Here is a 20,497-nt window from a genome sequence, read left to right as displayed (position 1 = left end):
AAGTTAAGCCTCAACCGCGAATCACCCCGGTGCGCTTGTTATCAAGTGAGCATCGCCGGTTTTGACAGAGAGTCGCTTGAGCAACGAACAAGAAACAGTCTCCGCCGCGGACGGCAGCCCAGAGGCATCCTGGCCGGATGGCGACAAGCCATTGCGGGCGCCGGAGCAGGCCTCCGAGGGCGATGAGGGCACGCTGATCGTCGATGTGGGTGGCTTCGAAGGCCCGCTCGATTTGCTGCTCGAACTGGCCCGCCACCACAAGATCGACCTGAAGCAGATTTCGATCACGCAGCTGGCCGAGCAGTATCTCTCCTTCATCGAGAAGGCACGTCGCCTGCAGCTCGAGATCGCCGCCGACTATCTGGTGATGGCGGCCTGGCTTGCCTATCTCAAGTCGCGGCTGCTGATCCCGGCGCCACCCGGCGAGGAGGAGCAGGAGCCCGCCGATCTCGCCGCCCGGCTGGCCTTCCGCCTGCAGCGTCTGCAGGCGATGCGCACCGCGTCAGAGGCCCTAATGAAGCGCAGCGTGCTGGGCCGCGACGTGTTTGCCCGCGGCGCGCCGGAGGCGCTGGTCATCGACACGCGCCGTGCCTACGCCGACAATCTGATTGATCTCCTCAAGGCCTATGCCGACCGGCGCAAGAAGAAGATGGTGCATCAGATCTATGTGCCCAAGCGCCACGCCACCTGGCCCATCAAGGAAGCAAGGATCGCCCTCGAAAGGCTGGTGGGGGCGATGGACAATTGGGGCACCTTCGATCTCTGGCTGGCGCAATATCTGGCGGAGCCCGGCATGCGCCGGTCGGTGACGGCTTCCGCCTTCACGGCGAGCCTGGAACTGGCGCGCGAAGGATTGCTGGAGATGCGCCAGGAAGGGCCGTTCAGGCCGATTTACCTGCGGCGGCGGACCGCCACCGCGGCCTAGTGCAGTGCGTATGACGAGGTGACAGAATGAGCAAGCTGATGCAAACCGCGGCCGCAGTCGAGGCCGATGAACCCCTGGAGATCGAGGTTGCCGCCGAGGCTGGCCCGGATGCGGCCGTGGTCTCGATCACCCGCCATCCGCGGGCCGACCGCAACCAGCATCTGCGCATCGTTGAGGCGATCCTGTTCGCCACCGCGCAACCGGTCGATGCGGCGCATCTTGCGGGCTTTCTGCCGGAGGGCACGGATGTGGAAGGGCTTCTGGCCGATCTCAAGGCAAACTATGCCAACCGGGGCGTGAACCTCGTCGAAGTTGCGGGGAAATGGCTGTTCCGGACCTCCGATGACCTGAGCTACCTGTTGCGCCGTGAGAAGGTGGAGGAGCGGAAGCTGTCCAAGGCGGCGCTCGAAACCCTGGCGATCATCGCCTACCATCAGCCGGTCACCCGGGCCGAGATCGAGGATATCCGCGGCGTTGCCATCTCCAAGGGCACGCTCGACCAGCTGCTCGAGATCGGCTGGGTGAGGATGCGCGGCCGCCGCAAGACGCCGGGCCGCCCGGTGACTTATGGCACCACCGAGGCGTTCCTCAGCCATTTCGGCCTCAACGAAGTGGGCGATCTGCCCGGCCTGCAGGAACTGAAAGGCGCCGGCCTGCTCGACGCCAACCTGCCGCCCGGCTTCGACATTCCGATGCCGAAAGCCAGCGACAGCCTGCTGCCCGACGAAGACCCGCTGGACGGCACCGAGGAGCAGTTGCCGCTTGAAATGGACCTGCCCGAACCCGCGCCGGACGAGCCGAACGCCTGACCTTGCTACAGCTGGATATAGGTGTTCTTCACCTGGCAGTATTTGTCCATCGCGTGGAGAGACTTGTCCCGCCCGATCCCTGACTGCTTGTAGCCGCCGAACGGGTTGGTGATGTCGGAACCCCAGACATTGTTGACGACCACCGTTCCCGCCTTGAGCTTGCGGGCCAGGCGGTGGGCGCGGCTCACGTCGCGGGTCCATAGATTGGCCTGCAGGCCGTAGATCGAGTCATTGGCGATCCGCACCGCGTCCGCCTCGTCCTTGAAGCTCACCGCCACCACCACCGGCCCGAAGATTTCCTCCTGGGCGATCTTCATGTCGTTGCGGACATCCGTGAAGATCGTCGGCGCGATGTAGGAGCCGCCGGTTTCGCGCCGCACTTGCTGGCCGCCAAGGGCCACGCTGGCCCCTTCCGTGCGGCCGGTTTCGATATAGCCCAGCACCCGGTTCATCTGGTCGCTGTCAACCACCGCGCCCATGGTGGTCGCGGGATCGAGCGGGTCGGCCGGCGTCCAGGGTTTGGCGTGTTTGGCGACCAGCGCCACGAATTCATCCTTGATGCTGTCTTCCACCAGGATGCGGGTGGGCGCGTTGCAGCTCTGACCGGCGTTGTAGAATACGCCATCCGCCGAGACCTTGGCGATGTGGTCGAGGTTTCCGGCGTCGGCGAACACGATGTTGGGCGTCTTGCCGCCGGTTTCGAGCGAGACATGCTTCATGTTGCTCTCGCCCGCATAGCGCAGGAAATATTTCCCTACGGCGGTGGAGCCGGTGAAGGCCACCATGTCAACGTCCATATGCCGGCCAAGGGCCTGGCCCGCGGTTTCCCCGAAGCCCGGCAGCACCTGCAAGACGCCTTCGGGAAGCCCCGCTTCCGCCGCCAGTCCGGCAAGCCGCAATGCGGTGAGCGGCGATTGTTCGGCGGGTTTCAGGATCACCGAATTGCCGGTGGCCAGCGCCGGGCCCAGCTTCCAGGAGGCCATCATCAGCGGATAATTCCAGGGCACCACGGCGGCCACCACGCCGATCGGCTCGCGGGTGATCAGCGAAACCGAGTCCGGCCGGTAGGGGGCAACCTCGTCATAGACCTTGTCGGCCGCCTCGGCATACCACTGGATCGCCTGGATCGCCCCAGGGATGTCGCCTCCCGAAGAGGCCGCGATGGGTTTTCCCATATCGAGCGTTTCGAGCAGCGCCAGTTCGTCCTTGTGCCTGAGCATCAGGTCAGCGAGCTTCAGCATGATCTTCTTGCGCTTGCCCGGATGGCAGGCTGACCATGAGCCTTTCTCGAACACGGCGCGGGCGGCGGCCACCGCGCGGTTGACGTCCTCGCCGTCACAGGCGGCGATTTGCGTCAGTTCGCGGCCATCGATGGGAGAGATGCAGGCGAAGGTCTTCCCCGCGGCGGCGGGCACATATTTGCCGTTGATGAAGGCCTGGTTGCGCAAGGAGAGGGCGGGGATCATGGCGCGGTAGTCAGTGGCCATTGGCGGCTCCACAGGTTGAAATGCCTGAAACGGCAAAAGGCACCGCGCGGGCGGTGCCTTTCAACGGATAGCGGCGGCAAACCGCTTACTTGATCTTGGTTTCCTTGAATTCCACGTGCTTACGCGCCACGGGGTCATACTTCTTGAACGAGAGCTTCTCGGTCTGGGTGCGCGAGTTCTTCTTGGTCACGTAGAAGTAGCCGGTGTCGGCGGTCGACGCCAGCTTGATCTTGATGACATTGCCTTTGGCCATAATCGTCTCCAATCGGGATTTGGCGCCGATACACCCGAATTGCCGGGCAAAGTCAAGGCAACCGGTGGTCAGGCGGTGATCTCGTCCTCGACCCAGGTCCGGCCCCGGTGATACTGGAACGAGGCCGGGCAATCGGGGCCGGGAAGGCGCCCGGCATCGAGAAAAGGCTTCAGCCGCCGCAGGGCGTCAATGGTGATCAGCGGCAGGTCGAGCGAGGCGATCTCGTCCAGTGTCAGCCAGGCGAGCGTCAGGAGTTCGCCGCCGCCGTCATGCTGCGGCTGGTCGAGGTTGGAGAGGTTCCCGGCATCGGCCACGAAGAAGCGGGAATCATAGCGCCGCGAGCGGCCCGGCGGGGTGATCGCCCGCATGAACAGGGTGAGGCCGGAGAGGTCCGGGGCGTCCTCCAGCCGGGTCCGGCCGAACAGCAGCCCGGCTTCCTCCCATGTCTCGCGGATGGCGGCGAGCGCCAGGCCACGGGCGCGGGTTTCCGTGGGCTTGCCGCGCATGCGGTGGAGAAGCTTCGCGAGGGTCGCGGGGTGCAAATCCTTGCCCGGCTTCACGCGGCAATCAGCGCGGTCCAGCCTGCCGCCCGGAAACACGTATTTGTTGGGCATGAAGGCATGGCCGCCGGCCCGCTGGCCCATCAGGATGCGGGGGCTGCCGCGGTCGCGGCGCACCAGGATGAGCGTGGCGGAGTCTTTCGGGCGCAGCAGCCTCGTGTGAAGCTGCGAGCCCGCGAATTCCGGATGATCGTAGCTCATGCGCCGTCGCGGCGCATGGCGGCATCGAAGCCATGCATGCGCAGCGCCCATTGCAGGCCGACGATGGCGCCCTTGACGGCGGGCATCAGCGCGAAGGTCAGCGCCAGCGTCACGGCCGTCCAGATCATGAAATGCACGGAAAGATCGGGGCGCCACAGTTTCTCGACCACCAGCACCAGCGGCACCACAATGTGGCCGACGATGAACATGGTGAAATAGGGCGGGGCGTCATCGGCCCGGTGATGGTGAAGCTCCTCGCCGCAGCGGGGGCAGTTGTCCGCCACTTTCAGATAGGCGCGGAACATGCGGCCCTTGCCGCAGGCCGGGCAGGCGCAGAGGAAGCCACGTCCCATGGCCCGTTTCCACGAACGTTGTTCCGGTTGCGCGATTACCGGCGTTTCGATCACAAGAGACATGACGTCTATCTGGCCCATCCCGCCCGAAAATTGAAGCCGTGCGCGGCCTTGCGCGACGGTCTGCCGCAAATGCGTCAGCGGCGTTTCTTGCCGCCCTTGAAGGCCCGGGCCGGCAGGCGGGCCGCGCGGCGGGAGGTGGGCTTGCCCTGGCGGGCCTCGGAGACCATTTCAAAACGCATGCCGCCCGAGACCGGTGTCGCCTCGATCAGTTTCACCTCTACCCGGTCGCCCAGCTGATAGGTATCGCCGGTTCTCTCGCCCACCAGCGCGTGGCGGGCCTGGTCGAACACGAAATACTCCCGCCCCAGCGTGGTTACCGGAACGAAACCATCGGCGCCGGACTGATCGAGCTTCACGAACAGCCCGGCCCCCACCACCCCGGCGATCCGGCCGGGAAACACCGCGCCGGTACTGGCGGAGAGATGCGCGGCGATCAGCCGGTCGATGGTTTCGCGCTCGGCGGCCATGGCGCGGCGCTCGGCATCCGAGATCATGGCGGCGGTTTCGGCGAGCCGCGCGATGTCCTCAGCACTCAGGCCATCCGCCCCCATGCCGAGGGCCGAAATCAGCGCCCGGTGCACGATGAGATCGGCATAGCGGCGGATCGGCGAGGTGAAATGCGCATAGCGCCGCAAGGCAAGTCCGAAATGGCCATTGTTTTCGGGATGGTAGATGGCCTGGGCCTGGGTGCGAAGCACCACCTCATTGACCACGTGCTGATAATCCTTGCCCGCAACATCTTTCAGCAACTTATTGAAATGGCGGGGTTTCATGATCTGGCCCAAAGGCAGGCTCAGGTTCACGGTGCGCAGGAATTCAGCGAGCGCCCGGACTTTCTCCTGCGATGGCTGGTCATGGATGCGGTAGACGAGCGGGGTCTTGCGGGCTTCCAGCTCCTCGGCGGCGGCGACATTGGCCTGGATCATGAACTCCTCGACCAGCCGGTGGGCGTCGAGCCGCTCCGGCGTCACCACCCGTTCGATCAGCCCATGGGCATCGAGGATCAGCTTGCGCTCGGGCAGGTCGAGTTCCAGCGGTTCGCGGGCATTGCGGCCCTTGCGCAGCAGGTCATAGGCCTGCCAGAGCGGCTTCAGGACGCCTTCGAGCAAAGGCTCGGTCCTGGCGTTCGGCCGCCCATCGATCGCCGCCTGCGCCTCTTCATAGGCCAGCTTGGCGGCAGACCGCATGATCACCCGGGCGAAGCGGTGCCTGGTCTTTCGGCCTGCGGCGTCAAAGGACATGAAACAGGCCAGCGCCGGCCGCTCTTCCTTCTCGCGCAGCGAGCAGAGATCGTTGGAAATGCGCTCGGGCAGCATGGGCACCACCCGGTCGGGGAAATAGACGGAATTGCCGCGGATGCGGGCCTCGCGGTCAAGCGCCGTGCCGGGCCGGACATAGGCCGCCACGTCGGCGATGGCGACGATGACATCAACGCCGCCGGTCCTGGCGTCGGCCTCGGCCCACACCGCATCGTCATGGTCGCGGGCATCACGCGGGTCGATGGTGATGAGCGGAACCTTGCGGAGGTCCTCCCGGCCGCCCCGGGCAAACGGCTTGAGCGCCTCGGCCTCGCGCAGCACCCGCTCCGGAAACACGTCCGGAATGCCATGATGGCGAATGGCGATCAGCGAGATGTTGCGCTGGTCGTTGAGGTCGCCCAGCCGCTCGCGGACCCGCGCCATGGGCAGGCCGCGGCCATGGTCGCGGACGATTTCGGCTTCGACGAGTTCGCCGTTGCGGGCACCGTTGTCCTCGCCCTTGGCGACCTGCAGGTCATGACGCGCCTTCTTGTCCACGGGCACGATGCGCGCCCCAAGACCGGGAAGAACCCGGTAAACGCCCAGCACCCGGGCGGAGCGGTCGGACAGCAGCTTGATGACCTTGCCACGGAACGGATAGCGGCCATCGCGCGAGGGCTCGATGCGGGCCAGCACCCTCTCGCCGCCGCGCGGCGGCTTTTCGGCGCCCTCGATCACCACGCGCGGCGCTTTGCCGGCCTCGCGCTCATCCCATTCGATCGGCTCGCCATAGGCTTCGCCGTCCTTGTCGGTGCCGGTGACCTCCAGCACGGTGACCGGGGGGAGCGCGGTCCGGTCGATGATCTTGCGGCGGCGGCGGGCCAGCAGGCCTTCATCCTCCATGCGCTTCAACAGCGCCTTGAGGCCGATCTTGTCGCCACCCTTGATGCCGAAATGGCGGGCGATTTCACGCTTGCCGGCCAGCGACGGCGATGCCTGGATGAAGGCGAGAACGTCTTCTTCACTGGGAAGCTGGGGCCGATGCTGTGGTTTGCGGGCCATGTCCTCATGATTAGCCGCAGTCACGGCCTCAAATCCAGCGATTTGGGGAAACACCTCAACCAGCCATTAAGCAAGCTCTTGCCAAGCTTTTGCTGTGATCATGCAATAGTGAGGAACAACGATTCGCATGCTCTGGACAGGCTCCGTGAAGAAACCGGCCAAGATGACCCAATATGCGGCACTCCCCTGGCGCTACAGCGGCGCAAGACGCGAAGTGTTGCTCATTTCATCGCGGGACACGGGCCGCTGGGTGATCCCGAAAGGATGGCCGATCAAGGGCCTGTCACCCGCCGAAACAGCGGCCCGCGAAGCCTTTGAGGAAGCCGGGCTGGGCGGCGAGGTGAGCCGCAAGCCCATTGGCGCATTTGAATACGGCAAGAAACTTGGCAATGGCGCGGTGCAGCCGTGCCGGGTGGAAGTTTTCGCCCTCGAGCAGCAGGTGCAGCACCCGCAATGGCCGGAACAGGGCCAGCGCCGGCTGCAATGGTTTTCCGTGCCCGAGGCTGCCGAGGCGGTGGACGAACCGCAGCTCAAAACCATCATCCGCAAGCTCGGCTAGCGGCCCGCTGCGAGAGAGGTGTGACGCGGCCGGACTTGGCGAAGCAGCCGGTTGGCGTTAGACACCTCCGGACCGCGGTGTAACAGTCACGGACAGAGAGGCATGAGTTGATGCGCAGGGCTAAATGGACCTATGCCCTGACCGGCCTGGCGGCGCTGTTCAGCGCCGCGGCGATCGCGCTTCTGGTGCTGCTGCTGCTGGACGATGTTGAACGGCCTGACGGCGTCGTCGCCGAGATTCAGCGCGTGGGCGGCAATCAGATCCGTGAGACGAAGCTTTCGATCTTGCGCCAGCTTGGCCTTGCCGGCGGGGCGGATGATCAGATCAGTCTTTCCCCGCTCGGGGACACGACTCTCGCAACCGGCCTCGTCAATGTGCGGTTGACCCGCTATGCGCTGACGGGCGTACCGCATTGCCATTTCAATTCGCCGGGCGCCCTCGCGGCTGACGGAAACGGGCTGGTGTTCGGCCACTGCAGCGGCCGCTTCTACCGGTTGAAGATCGATGGCCAGCCGGAGATACGGGATACCGGCTTCGCGCTTCCGCTGGAGACCGCGGCGTTGCTCAGCTTCGCCTCGGGCCCAGGCGCGCAGGATGTCACGTCGGTCAGCGTGCATGGGCTGCTGCGGCTCGCCAATGGCGAACTGGCGGTGGCCTATACGCGTTGGGACGCGGAACGGCGCTGCGTGCCTTTCACCGTGGCCATCCTCGATCTCAACGCCGTCAGGCCAGTGGCGAGAACGGTGTTTGAAGCGCAGCCTTGCATCGCCCTGCAACTGGACGTCAGGCCGATTGCCGGGCATCAGGCGGGTGGCAGGCTGGTTCAGATCGATGAGAAGACGTTGCTCGTCTCGGTCGGAGACTTTGAGTTCGACGGCTTCACGCGCGGAACCGACCTTGTCCAGGATCCGGCGACCGATCTCGGCAAAACTATCCTCATCAGTCTGGACACCGGTGCGCATCGCGTTTTCAGTTTGGGCCACCGCAATCCGCAGGGGCTGACCCGTCTCAGGGATGGCCGCATCCTGCTGACCGAGCACGGTCCGAAGGGCGGCGACGAAGTCAATCTGATCAAGGACGGCCAGAATTATGGCTGGCCGCGGGCCTCACTTGGTGTGCGCTATGGCGGGGAAGACCTGCCGGCGGCGGAGCAACGCGGCCGTCATGGCGGGTTCACGCCGCCGCTGTTTGCCTATATGCCCTCGATCGGCATCAGCCAATTGATTGATGCAACCGGGTTTGCCAGCGAATGGGCCGGAGATGTGCTGGCCGGTTCGCTCACCGGCAAGACCTTGCGGCGGCTGAGGCTCGAGGGAGACCGCGTTCTCTATGACGAGCCGATCCGCCTTGGCCATCGTCTGCGCGATATTGTACAGCTCGCCGATGGCCGGATCGCCATGCTCACCGACAGCTATGAAATCCTGGTTCTGGACGCCAGAAAGTCCGGCGGCGGCCAGAGCATGGCGGCGGCCGCGCCCGCCGCCGTGCAGCGCGTGTTCACGCAATGCCTGGAGTGCCACGTGGCGAACGCCGCTGGCGCCGAGCCGGGGCGGATACCGCTCGCCGGGCTGATCGGCAGGCCGGTGGCGGGCTGGCCGGGCGCCGACTACTCATCCGGCCTCAAGGCGGTGGGCGGGGAATGGACCAGGGAGACGCTCGACGTGTTTCTGACCGATCCGGAAAAATTCGCGCCGGGCACAACCATGGCCGGAAAAGGCATCGGCGATGCCGCGCTGCGCGGTCAGCTGATGGACCTGCTGGCGGGCTTGCCGGCGGCGGAATAGGGCCTCGGGCGATCCATTGAACTCAGGTTGGAGGTGCAGACAAGTGTCTGCCCGCGGCTCCGGCCATCGCCGCCGCCATCCGCGCTCAGGCGGCCTTGGGCTTCTTTGCTGGTTTCTTGGCCGTTTTCTTGGCTGCCGGCTTTTGCGGGCTGGCGGTGGACCTTGCGGCTTTCCTGGCGGGCGCCTTCTTTTTGGCCGGGCCCTTGTCCTGGCGCGCCGCGATCAGCGCCAGGGCCTCTTCCATGGTGAGCGTCTGAGGGTCCTTGTCGCGGGGCAGGGTGGCGTTCACCTTGCCGAATTTCACATATGGTCCATAGCGCCCGCTCATCACCTGAACGGCGCCGCCGCCATCGGGGTGGGCGCCGAGGTCCTTGAGCGCATTTGCCTTGGGGCGCTGGAAGCCGCGCAGCTTCTTCTGGGCGAGTACATCCACCGCGCGGTTGATGCCGATGGTGAAAACATCCTCGGGCGAGTCCAGATTGGCATAGGTTCCGTCATGCAGCACGAACGGCCCGAAGCGCCCGAAATTGGCAACGATCGGCTTGCCGGTTTCGGGGTGCAGGCCAATTTCGCGCGGCAGCGACAGCAGCTTCAAAGCCTCCTCGAGCGTAATCTCCTCGGGCTTGCGGCCCTTGGGGATCGAGGCCCGCTGCGGCTTTTCTCCCTCGGCGGCCTCGCCCAGCTGCAGGTAGGGCCCGAAACGGCCGACCCGGCGGGTAACTTTCTCGCCGCTCTCCGGATCGACGCCCAGCAGAACGCCGTCCGCCGGCACCGCCTCGCCGCCTTCGGCGTTGGGTGACATGGGGCGGGTGAACTTGCAATCGGGGTAATTCGAGCAGCCGATGAACGAGCCGAACTTGCCGAGCTTGAGCGACAGCTGGCCGTTGCCGCAGGACGGGCAGGCGCGGGCATCGCCGCCGTCTTCGCGCGGCGGGAAGATGTGGGGCGCCAGAATGCCGTTCAGGGCGTCGAGCACATTGGAAACCCGCAGGTCCTGCACATCGGCAAGGGCCGCGGTGAAGTCGCGCCAGAAATCGCGCAGCACCTGCTTCCAGTCGATCTCGCCCGCCGAAACCTTATCCAGCTGCTCTTCCAGCGCCGCGGTGAAGTCATACTCCACATAGCGGCGGAAGAAGCTCTCGAGAAAGGCGGTGACGACGCGGCCCTTGTCCTCGGGAATGAGGCGCTTCTTCTCAAGCCGCACATAGCCGCGGGTTCTGAGGGTTTCGAGGATCGAGACATAGGTCGAAGGTCGCCCGATGCCCAGTTCCTCCAGCTTCTTGATCAGCGAAGCTTCCGAATAGCGCGGCGGCGGCTCGGTGAAATGCTGCACGCCTTCGATCTTCTTGACCCCGATCGAGTCGCCGCGCGCCATGGCCGGCAGGCGGCGCGAATCCTCGTCCTCGCCATCGTCGAGGCTTTCCGAATAGACCTTCAGGAAGCCATCGAATTTCACCACGGAGCCGGTGGCCCGGAAGGCGTAGCGCTTGCCGTCATGGCCATCGGCGCCGATGTCGGCGGTGGTGCGCTCCAGTTCCGCACTCTCCATCTGGCTGGCGATGGTGCGTTTCCAGATCAGTTCGTAGAGCGCCAGCTGGTCTGGGTCGAGCGCACGCCGGAGGCCGTTGGGATGGCGCGACATTTCGGTGGGCCGGATCGCCTCATGGGCCTCCTGGGCGTTCTTGGCCTTGGTCGTATAGTGGCGCGGCACCGAAGGCAGATAGGGCTCGCCAAAGGTTTTCAGGATGGCATTGCGGGTGCCGGCGATGGCCTCCGGGGCCATGTCGACCCCGTCGGTGCGCATATAGGTGATGAGCCCCACCGTCTCGCCGCCAATGTCCACCCCCTCATACAGGCGCTGGGCGATCTGCATGGTCCGGGCGGAGGAGAATCCCAGCTTGCGCGAAGCCTCCTGCTGCAAAGTCGAGGTGCGGAACGGGGGGTAGGGGTGGCGCCGGGCCGGTTTCGATTCGACGGTGTCGACCTTGAAGGGCTGACCCTTGAGCGCCTGCTCAACCGCCCTGGCCGCTGCTTCGCCGGGGATGTCGAATTTACCGAGCTTGCGCCCGCCGATCGCCTGCAGGCTGGCCTGGAACTCCTCGCCCTGCGGGGTGGTGAAGCTGCCATCGATGGTCCAGTATTCCTGGGCCCGGAAGGCCTCGATTTCCAGTTCGCGGTCGCAGATCAGGCGGAGCGCCACCGATTGCACCCGGCCGGCCGAGCGCGACCCCGGCAGCTTGCGCCACAACACCGGCGACAGCGAAAAGCCGACCAGGTAATCCAGGGCCCGCCGGGCGAGGTAGGCATCGACCAGCGCAGCGTCGACGTCACGGGGTTGCTGCATGGCCTCCAGCACCGCATTCTTGGTGATGGCATTGAACACCACCCGCTGCACGGCCTTGCCCTTGAGCGCCCCCTTTTTGCGCAGCACCTCCATGACGTGCCAGGAAATCGCCTCGCCTTCCCGGTCAGGGTCGGTGGCGAGGATTAACCGGTCATCCGACTTCAGGGCTGCGGCAATATCGGCCAGCCGTTTGGCGGACTTGCCGTCCACCTCCCAATCCATCTCGAAATCGGCGTCGGGCCGCACCGAGCCATCCTTGGCCGGCAGGTCGCGCACGTGCCCGTAGGAAGCCAAGACTTTGAATTTATTGCCCAGATACTTGTTGATCGTCTTGGCTTTGGCGGGTGATTCAACAACGACGACGGTCATCGACTATCCTGATCAGGTTTCCGGGCCTCATATAGGCATCCCCTGACGGGCGCAAGGCGGCGGGATTCGCACCCGTCTCATCAGAGTACAATTTAAAGGTGCTATTTTTAAGAAATAACTCGTATAAAGTGAAATATCGTCATCGTACAGTTGCAGGGAGGTTCATGTATGAGCAAACGGACGGTTCAGGCTTCCACCGGAGCCAGCGCCAATGAAAAGTCCGTAAGTTTGGTGGCGCGGGAGCCCCTGACCCCTGCCGAACGGCAACGCGAGATGGCCGAATATCTGGGCGAGATGATCCTCGAACTCCGTAATCTGGCCCGGAGCGTCAAACTCTATACCGTTATGGTTCCACTGGAATACGCCTATTATGAGGCCTTTTCGGTGGCCAACCGCATCGAAGTTCCGGAGGATGAACTCGAACGCATCAAGCGGTTATCTCAGGCCAGCGCCGATAACCACGATAATTCAGATGCATAGATTATAGTGCATGGCGGCTGACGCCGAGCGGTTCGGCATGGGCGATGACCCGGCGGATCGCCGGAAACAGGTCCTTCAGACCGGCCTCGATACGGTCGACATCATCATGGATCCGCTCCACTGTTTCGGCGGGCGAGCAGCGGCAGTGATAGTGCAGGAACAACCCTTCCTCGTTCTGCCGCAGCCTGACGCTGTGGATGTCGGTGAGGCCTGGATGCCGGGCCGCCAGAGCGCCAAGCGCGGCCAGGATCTCGGCCTTCAAACCGGGATCGGCGTCATGACCGGCGAGCAGCCTCTCCGGTTGCGGTTCGATGTGGCTTTCAACCTCGGCATCGCTGCCCAGCTCCGCCCGGATCGCCTCTTCCAGGCTGGTTGCCGTGGCGTGGGCCTCGCCGAGTGGCATAGAGCCTTCGACTTCGAGATCGAAGCTGATGGCCAGCCGGGAGCCGAGCTGCTGGGCGTTCAGGTGATGGATGGCGAGGTTGCGGCGGGCGGCGATCAGCATGACTTTCTGAAATACTGACTCATTGTCGAGCGCCACGGGGTTGGCGGTCACCGTCAAGTCGGCGTTCGGAAAGCGGCCAAGGATCGCCCGATGGATGGTTTCCTTGGTCCTGACGATTTCGTCGATGGGCATGGTGCGGGCGACCTCAACCACGATCGAGGCGAACAGCGTCGCGCCCGAAGGCCTCAGGCGGATTGACTTGATGGCGAGCACGCCATGGACATCGTTCACCAGCCCGCGGATGATTTCGGTTGCGCCGGCGGGAGCGGCGTCAAGAAGCGTGTTGAGGGTGCGGCCGCCCAATTGCCAGGCTGCCCGGGCGATGAATACCGAGACGATGACGGCGGCAATCGAGTCCGCCGCGGCGAGGCCCGCCCATACGGCGCCCAGCCCCAGCAGCACCACGATCGAACTCCACATGTCGGAGGAGAAATGCAGCGCGTCAGCCTCCAGCGCCTCGCTCGATGTCTTCCGGGCGACCCGCCTTAGGGCCCGGGCGCGGTTGAAATCGATCACGATCGAGCCCGCGATAATGGCGACCGCCCACCACGTCACCTCCACCTGATGGTCAGCCTGCCACCACAGCCGGGTCAATGCCTCCCAGACGATCCATCCCGTCACCAGGAACAACAGGGCGGCTTCCACCAGCGCCGCCACGCTCTCGATCTTGGCATGGCCATAATGGTGTTCGTCGTCGGCGGGCTGGTCGGACCATCGGATCGCCAGATAGGTGATCACCGTGGCGCCGAAGTCGATCAGGCTATGAATCGCTTCCGAAAGGATGCCGAGCGAGCCCGTGAAGACGGCGGCGACGAGTTTCGCGGCCGCCAGGGCGGCGCTGGCCGCCATGGACACCAGCGCCACCGATCGCTTTTCGGAACTGGACATGCCCTGGCGTCTAGCCGCCAGGCGGCCACGTCTCAAGCCATACCTTGTGGGCATGTGGACCGGCAGTTGCAGCGGTTGCGCGAGGGGTGCATTTGGTGCTGGTCTTCCGGCACAGGGCATGAATGGCGGCTGATTCCACACTCACTGGCGAACAAGCTTACCGGCGCGGCGGGGCCTATACATTCGCGGCGCTGTTCGCGGTCGAATCCCTGGTGCGGTCGCTCAATTCGACGGTCGTCACCCTGCAGGCCTACGATATCCTGGGAACGGCGCAAAAGGTGAGCGTACTGTCGACGGTGGTGTCGCTCGCGGTGCTGGTGGCGACGCTGTTTCTGCCGCATATGCTGGGCAGGCTGCGCCGCCGCTGGGCCTATACGCTGGGCGTGGCGATGATGATGGCGGCCAGCCTGGCGCTGGCCAGCCATGTGGTGGCGGGGCAGGCCACCGGCATGCTGTTGCGCAATCTGGGAGCGGCGGTCCTCAACATCACGTTGCAGCTCTACATCATGGATCACATCCGGCGCGCCGATCTGGCCCGTTCGGAACCGTTGCGGCAGAGCCTCTCGACGTTTTCCTGGACGGCCGGCCCCGCCCTCGGCGTATGGCTATACGTGCATTTCGGGCCATGGGCTCCCCAATTGCTGGTCATCTTCTCTGCGGCGGTGCTGCTGGCGCTGTTCTGGCACTTGCGGCTATCGGACAATGTGCATGCGGGGCCGGCACCAGCGATGGCGCCCTTCAACGCGCTGCGCAATCTGCGGCGTTTCGTGGCGCAGCCACGCCTCCGCCTTGCCTGGTTCATCGCCCTTGGGCGGTCCTGCTTCTGGTCAACTTTCTTTATCTATGGGCCGCTGCTTCTCGTCGAGGCGGGACTGCCGAAAACTGTGGGCGGCCTGATGATCTCCGCCAGTCAGGCGGTGTTGCTCACGGCTTGGCTGTCCGGGCGGTTCGCCGTCAGGTTCGGCGTTCGTACCGTGATCGCCGCCGCTTTCGTGGTCTGCGCCATCACCTCGTTCATCGCCGGCATTGCCGGAACGGCGGCGCCCTATGTGGCAATCGCCTGCCTCCTGGCGGGCTCGGTGGCGGCTTCGGCGCTGGATGGCGTGGGGGGTATTCCATTCCTTCGCGCCGTCCGGCACCGTGAACGGCAGGAAATGGCGGCTGTCTACCGCACCTACATCGATTGCTCGGAACTGATCCCCGCCTTCTTTTTCGCCTTCGCGCTGCTGTTCTTTCCGATCGGCGTCGTGTTCGTGATCCTGGCTGGCGCGCTGGGCGTGGTCGCCTGGGTGGCGTGGCGCTATCTGCCGCGGTCGCTGTAATCAGCCGCCGGGCTTGCGCTTGGCGAGCAGAAAGCCCCCGATCACGCAGAGAAGAGCCGCCGCGATATGCCAGGTTATGGGCTCACCGATCACCGCCCACGCCAGCAGAACACCTGAAACCGGCATGAAGTAACTTGCCATGCTCATATAGGTCTGGCCCACGGTGACGGTGATGTGGGTGCGCAGGAGATAGGCCAGACCGGTGCAGACAAGGCCCAGATAGAGTGCGGCCAGCATGGCCGTGCCGCTCATCGCGGGCCACGGCGCGCCGTCCAGCAGCAGGAGCGGGATCAGGGTGATGATGGCGACACCCATATTCACCGCCGTCATCATCGTAACGCTGGTGCGCCGGACGAAACGGATCAAGGTTCCCGCCGCCACATAGCAGAGCATGCCGGCGAGTACGGCCGCATAGGCCAGCGCATTGAAACCTAAGCCCTGCGAGAGGCCTGGTGAAACCACCAGCGCCAGCCCCGCGAAGCCAAGCAGCATGCCGCCCATCTTGGTTCCCGTGAACCGGTCATCGGGTGTGGTGAAATGCGCCGCCACCATGGTGGCGAGCGGACCCACGCCCATGATCAGCGAGGTGACGCCCGCCGGAATGTGAAGCTCCGCCCAGGATATGATATAGAACGGCCCCACCGTATTGAGCAGGCTCATGATGATGATCACCAGCCAGTCATGGCGGGTGGGCGGAAGCTGATCGCGCCGCCAGAGCGCAAAGGCGGCGATGGGCAGGAAGGCAATAGCGACGCGGATCATCACCAGCCATAGCGGTCCCGTTTCGTGGACGGACAGCTTGATGGACAGAAACGCCGACCCCCAGATTGCGCCGAGGAGGGCAATCTTCAGCAGGTCGGCCATGCCAGGATGACGAAGTTGCTGAGACGGAGAAGCCATTCTACTTGACGGGCCGCGGCGCGCGGCGCAACAAATTCAAAAAACTCTTTGCGAGGGGATATGCCACAGACCATCGTGCATGGCTACAAGCAGCTGATGGCGGACGCCGAAACGAGGGTCCATCACATTGAGGCGGCAGATGCCTTGAAATTGCAGGGCGATCCAGGCGTCGTGATCGTCGATATCCGTGACCCGCGCGAGATTGAGCGTGAGGGCCGCATTCCGGGATCGTTTCACGCGCCACGCGGCATGCTGGAGTTCTGGGTCGATCCCGAGAGCCCCTATCACAAGCCGGTGTTCGCGGAAGACAAGACCTTCATCATCCATTGCGCCTCTGGCTGGCGCTCGCTGCTCGCAACCGACCTGTTGCAGCGCATGGGTCTCAAGCCCGTCCTGAACCTGAAGGGCGGCTTCGGCGCCTGGAAAGAGGCGGGCGGATCCGTAGAGAGGCCCGAACCCAAATGAGCAAGCTGCATCTGGTGATCGGCAACAAGAACTATTCCTCGTGGTCGTTGCGTCCCTGGATGGCGCTGAGCATGGCGGGCATTCCATTCCGTGAAACGGTCATCCCCCTCGATGCGCCAGAGACGGCGGCGGCGATCGCTGAACACTCCGCGGCAGGCCGCGTGCCAGTCCTTCATCACGGCCGCCAGACGGTGTGGGAGTCGCTCGCCATCATGGAGTATCTGGCGGAACTGTTTCCCGAGAAACATCTGTGGCCGAAGGCGATATCGGCGCGGGCCGTGGCGCGCTCGATCTCCAACGAGATGCATGCCGGCTTTTCGGCGCTGCGCAACGCCTGTCCGATGAATATTCGGAGGCCAAGAAAGCCAGTTCCGATGACCGAGGCGGTTCACAGGGATATCGCCCGCATCGAGCACATCTGGCGCGGATGCCGGGCGAAATTCGGCAAGGGCGGCAAATTCCTTTTCGGCCGCTTCTCGATCGCCGATGCGATGTACACGCCGGTGGTCTCGCGCTTTGAGACCTCTGCGGTTCCGGTGGCGGCCGAGACCCGGGCCTACATGGATGAGGTCCTGAATACACCGGCCTTCCGGTCATGGAAGGATGCCGCGCTCCAGGAAAGCTGGATCGTGCCGTCCGATGAGGTCGATTAAGCGTTCTCAGTTGCGGGCCGGCTGGCTGATGGCGCGTCCATTGTGGCTCCAGTGGATGCCGCATTCGGTCTTTGACGTTCCGGCCCATCGCCCGGCGCGCGGTTGCGCCGCCGTTCCACCCGGCGCGGTGCAGGGTTCGCAGCCAATCGAATAGTATCCGATACCGGTCAGCGGGTGCGGCGGCAGGCCATGCGTTGCCATGTAGCCCTGGATGTCGAGCGCTGAGAAGCCAGCCAGTGGCTCCACCTTGAGGCGGCCATCGCTGATCGAGAGAAAGTCCAGCGTGGCGCGCGCCGCCCCGTGATAGCGTTTGCGACCCGAGATGACGGCATCGAAGCCCGCCAGCGCTTTCTGCAGCGGAATGGTCTTGCGGATGCGGCAGCAGGCATCGGCGTTGCGGCTGTGGAGCGCGCCATCGGGGTCTTCCGCGGCGAGGTGCGCTTCATCGGGAGACACGATGCGGAGCGCGGTGAGCCCAAGGCGGTCGATCAGCTTGGCGCGGTAGGACAGCGTCTCCCAGAAATGCTTGCCGGTATCGAGGAAGATCACGGGCGTGGCCCGGTCAACCGAGGCCACCATGTGCAGCAACACCGCCGACTCGGCGCCAAAAGACGACACGACGGCCGTGCGCCCCGCGAAATCCCTCAGGACCGGCTCCACAAGCTGGCGGCCTTCAAGCCCCGCGTAGGTCTCGAACAGCGCGCTGTCCACCGGCGGCTATCCGGCGTGCGGCTGCTCGAGCCAGGGTTCGGCGTCGGCGTGGCGCTCGGTCCAGATGTCGGCTTCGGGATCGCGGCGGAACAGCCCCCGCTGATAGGCCAGCGACATCTGGCGGGCCGCCTTCCGCCAGGTTTCCAGCGGGAAGCGGTCGCCGATCTCAAAGGCGTCGAAGCCCACCTGCAGCATGAATTGCAGCTGATCTGGCAGGATATTGCCGGAGGCGCGGAGCTCTCCCTGATAGCCCATCTCGCGCAGCTTCCGGGCAAGCGAATAGGCGCGGCCATCGTTGAACGCCGGAAACGGCAGCACAATCACGGAAAGCTCCGGCAGCAGGCTTGCCACGGCCTCCGGCTTGTCGGTGTTGCCGAGCCGGACGCCAAGGCGGTTGCGGCGGCGCCCGAGATCATTCTTGTCCTTCACAAAGCGGCCCAGCGGCACGATCACATCGCCTGAATCCGGCAGCGGCGTTTCGCTGTCGAGCGCGATCCAGGTGTCTGGAACGATCTCGTTGTGCTTAAGCAGTGGCATAGAGGGCCTCCTTGAACGGCTTGGCGCCGAGCCGGCGGTAGGTGCCGAGGAACTCCTCGCCGGGTTCGCGCAGCTTGAGGTAGGTGTCGAGGATGGTCTCGATGGCGTCGGGCACTTCATGTCCGGCGAAGCCGGGGCCCAGAATGGTGCCGATCGAGGCCTGCTCGGCGGATGAGCCGCCAAGCGTGATCTGGTAGAATTCCTCGCCCTTCTTGTCGAGGCCGAGGATGCCGATGTGGCCCACATGGTGATGGCCGCAGGCGTTGATGCAGCCGGAGATGTTGATCTTCAGCTTGCCGATCTCGTCCTGCTTTTTCGAATCCGCGAATTTCCGGGAAATCGCCTGCGCCACCGGGATCGACCGCGCGGTGGCGAGCGCGCAGTAATCAAGGCCGGGGCAGGCAATGATGTCGCCCACCAGCCCGTGATTGGCGGCGGCGAGCCCCGCCTCCCCAAGCGCTTGCCACACCGCCAGAAGATCGTCCTTGCGCACATGCGGCAACACGATGTTCTGCGCATGGCTGACCCGCAACTCGTCGAAGCTGTAGCGCTCGGCAAGATCGGCCAGCACCCGCATCTGCGCGGAGGTGGCGTCACCCGGAATGCCGCCCTCGGGCTTGAGCGACACATTGACGATGGCATAGCCGTCGATCCGGTGGGGTCCGAGATTATTCTTGGCCCAGCGCGCGAAATCCGGGTTGGCGAGCCGGGCTTCCTCGAAACCGGCAGACCAGCGCGGCAGCTTCTCAAAGGCGGGCGGCGCGAAATAGGCGGCGATGCGCTTCAGCTCGCGCTCTTCGACCTCGGTTGAGGGATGCGGCCGGCTTGCATATTCCGCCTCCACCTCCTCGCGGAACTTGTCATGGCCGATCTCATGCACCAGGATCTTGATGCGGGCCTTGTATTTGTTGTCGCGCCGTCCATAGAGATTGTAGACGCGCATGATGGCCTCCAGATAGCCGATCAGCTCATGCTGGGGCAGGAAGTCGCGCACCGTGACGCCGACCATGGGGGTACGGCCCAGCCCGCCGCCGACGATCACCTCCCAGCCGATTTCGCCCGCCGCATTCCTGTGCAGCCTGAGGCCGATGTCATGCACCTTCACCGCCGCGCGGTCATGCGGCGCGCCGGTGACCGCGATCTTGAACTTGCGCGGCAGGAAGGAGAACTCCGGGTGCAGCGACGACCACTGCCGGACCAGTTCGCCCACCGGGCGCGGATCGGCGATCTCATCAGCGGCAGCGCCCGCCCACTGGTCGGTGGTGACGTTGCGGATGCAGTTGCCGGAGGTCTGGATGGCGTGCATTTCCACTTCTGCCAGCGCATCGAGAATGTCCGGCGTATCTTCCAGCTTGATCCAGTTGAACTGGATGTTCTGGCGGGTGGTGAAATGGCCATAGCCCTTGTCCCAGCGCTCGCCGATCATGGCAAGCTGGCGCATCTGGCGGCTGGACAGCGTGCCATAGGGAATGGCGATCCGCAGCATATAGGCGTGCAGCTGCAGATAGAGGCCGTTCATCAGCCGGAGCGGCCTGAACTCGTCTTCCGTGAGATCGCCCTTGAGGCGGCGCTCCGCCTGGTCGCGGAACTGCATGGTGCGTTCGCGCACGAACTGGTGGTCGAATTCGTCGTAGCGGTACATGGGCTCACTCTCCTTCGGGCGCGGCAAAGGGGCTTCCCTTGCCTTCGGCCTGCTTGCCGAGGTCCATGCGCACGGTGGGCCCCAGCGCCCGCATGCGCTCGCGGATATGCGCGGCGCGCACCTGGCCGCCGCGCCGTTCAGCCTCGACGAGATAGGCGCCGGTGACGATGGTCCTGATTTCGTCCTGACGGGCCCGCGCCTCGAGCGCCTTCGCGGCTTCGGGCTCCAGCGCCAGCGCGGCGTCGTCGATCACTTCGCTCCATTCGCCGCTGCGGGTCAGAAACACGGCGATGCCGTCACGCAGCCGGTTGGCGGTGACGAGCTGTCCTTTCTCTTGCACGGTCATCAGGCAGCTCTCCACAGGTCTTCGCGAATGGGGGAATGGGC

20 protein-coding genes are annotated in these 20,497 nt (G+C 64.7%); 8 read left to right on the top strand and 12 right to left on the bottom strand.

From position 1 onward, the window contains the following. Nucleotides 1-76: 76 nt before the first annotated feature. Both ACKOED_RS05410 and scpB read left to right on the top strand, forming a co-directional pair. Complete coding sequence (locus ACKOED_RS05410; protein WP_408915560.1) at nucleotides 77-925, top strand: segregation and condensation protein A; 849 nt, start codon at nucleotides 77-79, stop codon at nucleotides 923-925. Between the two features lie 26 nt (nucleotides 926-951). Further along, nucleotides 952-1,734: an SMC-Scp complex subunit ScpB gene (scpB, locus tag ACKOED_RS05405; RefSeq protein WP_408915559.1), complete on the top strand. Its 783-nt coding sequence runs from the start codon at nucleotides 952-954 to the stop codon at nucleotides 1,732-1,734. A 5-nt stretch (nucleotides 1,735-1,739) separates the two neighbouring features. On the opposite strand, the gene ACKOED_RS05400 is transcribed toward scpB, so the two are convergent. The 5 genes from ACKOED_RS05400 to rnr form a co-directional block, all read right to left on the bottom strand. Next, the gene (locus tag ACKOED_RS05400; RefSeq protein ID WP_408915558.1) at nucleotides 1,740-3,221 is read right to left on the bottom strand and encodes an aldehyde dehydrogenase; all 1,482 of its coding nucleotides are present in this window, start codon (nucleotides 3,219-3,221) and stop codon (nucleotides 1,740-1,742) included. 85 nt (nucleotides 3,222-3,306) lie between these two features. Next, nucleotides 3,307-3,474 carry a 50S ribosomal protein L33 gene (rpmG, locus tag ACKOED_RS05395; protein WP_408915557.1) on the bottom strand — a complete coding sequence of 56 codons (168 nt, stop codon included), beginning with the start codon at nucleotides 3,472-3,474 and terminating at the stop codon, nucleotides 3,307-3,309. A 68-nt stretch (nucleotides 3,475-3,542) separates the two neighbouring features. Further along, the gene (locus tag ACKOED_RS05390) at nucleotides 3,543-4,235 is read right to left on the bottom strand and encodes an NUDIX hydrolase (protein WP_408915556.1); all 693 of its coding nucleotides are present in this window, start codon (nucleotides 4,233-4,235) and stop codon (nucleotides 3,543-3,545) included. Next, the gene (locus ACKOED_RS05385; protein ID WP_408915555.1) at nucleotides 4,232-4,588 is read right to left on the bottom strand and encodes a DUF983 domain-containing protein; all 357 of its coding nucleotides are present in this window, start codon (nucleotides 4,586-4,588) and stop codon (nucleotides 4,232-4,234) included. Before ACKOED_RS05385 ends, ACKOED_RS05390 begins: the two co-directional genes overlap by 4 nt. Nucleotides 4,589-4,725: 137 nt before the next feature. Continuing rightward, nucleotides 4,726-6,951 (bottom strand): ribonuclease R, encoded by a 2,226-nt coding sequence (rnr, locus tag ACKOED_RS05380; protein ID WP_408915554.1) that lies wholly within the window; start codon nucleotides 6,949-6,951, stop codon nucleotides 4,726-4,728. Nucleotides 6,952-7,096: 145 nt separating this feature from the next. Between rnr and ACKOED_RS05375 the strand changes: the two genes are divergently transcribed. Together ACKOED_RS05375 and ACKOED_RS05370 are read left to right on the top strand one after the other, a co-directional pair. Beyond that, on the top strand, nucleotides 7,097-7,510 hold the full coding sequence (locus ACKOED_RS05375; RefSeq protein WP_408915553.1) for an NUDIX hydrolase: 414 nt from the start codon (nucleotides 7,097-7,099) through the stop codon (nucleotides 7,508-7,510). Between the two features lie 110 nt (nucleotides 7,511-7,620). Continuing rightward, the gene (locus tag ACKOED_RS05370; protein WP_408915552.1) at nucleotides 7,621-9,294 is read left to right on the top strand and encodes a PQQ-dependent sugar dehydrogenase; all 1,674 of its coding nucleotides are present in this window, start codon (nucleotides 7,621-7,623) and stop codon (nucleotides 9,292-9,294) included. Nucleotides 9,295-9,379: 85 nt separating this feature from the next. Here ACKOED_RS05370 and topA read toward each other — a convergent pair whose 3' ends face one another. Next, complete coding sequence (topA, locus tag ACKOED_RS05365; protein WP_408915551.1) at nucleotides 9,380-12,007, bottom strand: type I DNA topoisomerase; 2,628 nt, start codon at nucleotides 12,005-12,007, stop codon at nucleotides 9,380-9,382. A gap of 168 nt (nucleotides 12,008-12,175) precedes the next feature. Here topA and ACKOED_RS05360 point away from each other — a divergent pair, with 168 nt between their 5' ends. Further along, the gene (locus tag ACKOED_RS05360) at nucleotides 12,176-12,487 is read left to right on the top strand and encodes a hypothetical protein (RefSeq protein ID WP_408915550.1); all 312 of its coding nucleotides are present in this window, start codon (nucleotides 12,176-12,178) and stop codon (nucleotides 12,485-12,487) included. Between the two features lies 1 nt (nucleotide 12,488). Here ACKOED_RS05360 and ACKOED_RS05355 read toward each other — a convergent pair whose 3' ends face one another. Then, nucleotides 12,489-13,880 (bottom strand): cation diffusion facilitator family transporter, encoded by a 1,392-nt coding sequence (locus ACKOED_RS05355; protein ID WP_408915549.1) that lies wholly within the window; start codon nucleotides 13,878-13,880, stop codon nucleotides 12,489-12,491. A 122-nt stretch (nucleotides 13,881-14,002) separates the two neighbouring features. Here ACKOED_RS05355 and ACKOED_RS05350 point away from each other — a divergent pair, with 122 nt between their 5' ends. After that, nucleotides 14,003-15,202, top strand: coding sequence for an MFS transporter (locus tag ACKOED_RS05350; protein WP_408915548.1), 1,200 nt, complete (start codon nucleotides 14,003-14,005; stop codon nucleotides 15,200-15,202). Here the strand turns inward: ACKOED_RS05350 and ACKOED_RS05345 are convergent, their stop codons facing one another. After that, the gene (locus ACKOED_RS05345) at nucleotides 15,203-16,066 is read right to left on the bottom strand and encodes a DMT family transporter (protein ID WP_408915547.1); all 864 of its coding nucleotides are present in this window, start codon (nucleotides 16,064-16,066) and stop codon (nucleotides 15,203-15,205) included. It lies immediately after the preceding gene. 96 nt (nucleotides 16,067-16,162) lie between these two features. Here ACKOED_RS05345 and ACKOED_RS05340 point away from each other — a divergent pair, with 96 nt between their 5' ends. Together ACKOED_RS05340 and ACKOED_RS05335 are read left to right on the top strand one after the other, a co-directional pair. Next, nucleotides 16,163-16,567 carry a rhodanese-like domain-containing protein gene (locus ACKOED_RS05340; protein ID WP_408915546.1) on the top strand — a complete coding sequence of 135 codons (405 nt, stop codon included), beginning with the start codon at nucleotides 16,163-16,165 and terminating at the stop codon, nucleotides 16,565-16,567. Next, nucleotides 16,564-17,220, top strand: coding sequence for a glutathione S-transferase family protein (locus ACKOED_RS05335; protein ID WP_408915545.1), 657 nt, complete (start codon nucleotides 16,564-16,566; stop codon nucleotides 17,218-17,220). Before ACKOED_RS05340 ends, ACKOED_RS05335 begins: the two co-directional genes overlap by 4 nt. A 6-nt stretch (nucleotides 17,221-17,226) precedes the next feature. On the opposite strand, the gene ACKOED_RS05330 is transcribed toward ACKOED_RS05335, so the two are convergent. The 4 genes from ACKOED_RS05330 to ACKOED_RS05315 are packed head-to-tail and all read right to left on the bottom strand — an operon-like array spanning nucleotide 17,227 to nucleotide 20,456. After that, complete coding sequence (locus ACKOED_RS05330; RefSeq protein WP_408915544.1) at nucleotides 17,227-17,931, bottom strand: phosphoadenylyl-sulfate reductase; 705 nt, start codon at nucleotides 17,929-17,931, stop codon at nucleotides 17,227-17,229. A gap of 6 nt (nucleotides 17,932-17,937) precedes the next feature. Further along, on the bottom strand, nucleotides 17,938-18,468 hold the full coding sequence (locus ACKOED_RS05325; RefSeq protein WP_408915543.1) for a DUF934 domain-containing protein: 531 nt from the start codon (nucleotides 18,466-18,468) through the stop codon (nucleotides 17,938-17,940). After that, complete coding sequence (locus tag ACKOED_RS05320) at nucleotides 18,455-20,110, bottom strand: nitrite/sulfite reductase (RefSeq protein ID WP_408915542.1); 1,656 nt, start codon at nucleotides 20,108-20,110, stop codon at nucleotides 18,455-18,457. The genes ACKOED_RS05325 and ACKOED_RS05320 overlap by 14 nt, the downstream gene beginning before the upstream one ends. Before the next feature lie 4 nt (nucleotides 20,111-20,114). After that, nucleotides 20,115-20,456, bottom strand: a complete 342-nt coding sequence (locus tag ACKOED_RS05315) for a DUF2849 domain-containing protein (protein WP_408915541.1) — start codon at nucleotides 20,454-20,456, stop codon at nucleotides 20,115-20,117. Between the last annotated feature and the right edge of the window lie 41 nt (nucleotides 20,457-20,497).

The sequence above is a fragment of the Aestuariivirga sp. genome (genome assembly GCF_046093005.1).
Lineage (GTDB): Bacteria > Pseudomonadota > Alphaproteobacteria > Rhizobiales > Aestuariivirgaceae > Aestuariivirga.
The sequence above is the reverse complement of the archived record's forward strand: the minus strand, read 5'-3'. Positions and strand labels throughout refer to the sequence as shown.

What these genes read in the sequence shown, in the direction of transcription:
- scpB (WP_408915559.1), top strand. Translation starts at nt 952, where the DNA reads ATGAGCAAGCTGATGCAAACCGCGGCCGCAGTCGAGGCCGATGAACCC.
- ACKOED_RS05400 (WP_408915558.1), bottom strand. Translation starts at nt 3,221, where the DNA reads ATGGCCACTGACTACCGCGCCATGATCCCCGCCCTCTCCTTGCGCAAC.
- rpmG (WP_408915557.1), bottom strand. Translation starts at nt 3,474, where the DNA reads ATGGCCAAAGGCAATGTCATCAAGATCAAGCTGGCGTCGACCGCCGAC.
- ACKOED_RS05390 (WP_408915556.1), bottom strand. Translation starts at nt 4,235, where the DNA reads ATGAGCTACGATCATCCGGAATTCGCGGGCTCGCAGCTTCACACGAGG.
- ACKOED_RS05385 (WP_408915555.1), bottom strand. Translation starts at nt 4,588, where the DNA reads ATGGGACGTGGCTTCCTCTGCGCCTGCCCGGCCTGCGGCAAGGGCCGC.
- rnr (WP_408915554.1), bottom strand. Translation starts at nt 6,951, where the DNA reads ATGGCCCGCAAACCACAGCATCGGCCCCAGCTTCCCAGTGAAGAAGAC.
- ACKOED_RS05370 (WP_408915552.1), top strand. Translation starts at nt 7,621, where the DNA reads ATGCGCAGGGCTAAATGGACCTATGCCCTGACCGGCCTGGCGGCGCTG.
- topA (WP_408915551.1), bottom strand. Translation starts at nt 12,007, where the DNA reads ATGACCGTCGTCGTTGTTGAATCACCCGCCAAAGCCAAGACGATCAAC.
- ACKOED_RS05360 (WP_408915550.1), top strand. Translation starts at nt 12,176, where the DNA reads ATGAGCAAACGGACGGTTCAGGCTTCCACCGGAGCCAGCGCCAATGAA.
- ACKOED_RS05355 (WP_408915549.1), bottom strand. Translation starts at nt 13,880, where the DNA reads ATGTCCAGTTCCGAAAAGCGATCGGTGGCGCTGGTGTCCATGGCGGCC.
- ACKOED_RS05350 (WP_408915548.1), top strand. Translation starts at nt 14,003, where the DNA reads ATGGCGGCTGATTCCACACTCACTGGCGAACAAGCTTACCGGCGCGGC.
- ACKOED_RS05345 (WP_408915547.1), bottom strand. Translation starts at nt 16,066, where the DNA reads ATGGCCGACCTGCTGAAGATTGCCCTCCTCGGCGCAATCTGGGGGTCG.
- ACKOED_RS05340 (WP_408915546.1), top strand. Translation starts at nt 16,163, where the DNA reads ATGCCACAGACCATCGTGCATGGCTACAAGCAGCTGATGGCGGACGCC.
- ACKOED_RS05335 (WP_408915545.1), top strand. Translation starts at nt 16,564, where the DNA reads ATGAGCAAGCTGCATCTGGTGATCGGCAACAAGAACTATTCCTCGTGG.
- ACKOED_RS05325 (WP_408915543.1), bottom strand. Translation starts at nt 18,468, where the DNA reads ATGCCACTGCTTAAGCACAACGAGATCGTTCCAGACACCTGGATCGCG.
- ACKOED_RS05320 (WP_408915542.1), bottom strand. Translation starts at nt 20,110, where the DNA reads ATGTACCGCTACGACGAATTCGACCACCAGTTCGTGCGCGAACGCACC.
- ACKOED_RS05315 (WP_408915541.1), bottom strand. Translation starts at nt 20,456, where the DNA reads ATGACCGTGCAAGAGAAAGGACAGCTCGTCACCGCCAACCGGCTGCGT.